We start from the raw sequence: 744 nt of genomic DNA on the forward strand, positions 1-744 counted from the left end.
CGGGCTGCGCTGCCGGGCCCGGCGCCGCGCGTTCGGCATGGTCGTAGAAGCCGCGCCCCGACTTGCGGCCGAGCAGGCCGCCGTCGATCAGCTCGCGCTGCACCAGCGAAGGCCCGTAGCGCCGGTCGCCGAAGTTGGCGTCGTGGACCGAGGCGGTCACCGCGAAGTTGGTGTCGTGACCGATCAGGTCCATCAGCTCGCAGGGCCCCATGCGGAACCCTGCGCCGCGCAGGCAGGCGTCGAGCACGGCCGGCTCGGCCGCACGCTCCTGCAGCAGCGCCAGCGTCTCGGCGTAGTAGGGCCGGGCGATGCGGTTGACGATGAAGTCCGGCGTCGAGCGGGCGTGCACCGGCGTCTTGCGCCAGCGCTCGCTGAGCGCGAACACGGCCTGCGCCACGCTCGGCTCGGTGCGCAGGCCGGAGACCACCTCCACCAGCTTCATCACGGGCACCGGGTTGAAGAAGTGCAGACCGACGCAGCGCCCCGGGTGCCGCAGGTCGCGCGCCAGCGCGGTGATCGAGATCGACGAGGTGTTGGACGCCAGCACGCAGTCGGCGTCGACGATCGCCTCGAGTTGCGCGAACAGCGTGCGCTTGGCCTCGGCCTGCTCGACGATGGCCTCGACCACCAGCCGGGCGCCGGCTGCCGCGTCGATCGACGTGGCCGGGGTGATGCGCGCCAGCGTGGCCTGCGCCGCCTCCGCGCTCAGGCGACCCTTCGCCACGAGCGCGTCCAGGCCGGTGG

At 73.3% G+C, this 744-nt stretch carries 1 protein-coding gene; it reads right to left on the minus strand.

Features of this window, described 5'->3' with window-relative positions:
- Positions 1-744 (minus strand): 3-hydroxyacyl-CoA dehydrogenase NAD-binding domain-containing protein (locus x551_RS22895; protein ID WP_036252143.1); only part of this gene is annotated, 744 nt, incomplete at both ends.

This window comes from Methylibium sp. T29, assembly GCF_000576205.1.
GTDB classification, from domain to species: domain Bacteria; phylum Pseudomonadota; class Gammaproteobacteria; order Burkholderiales; family Burkholderiaceae_C; genus Methylibium; species Methylibium petroleiphilum.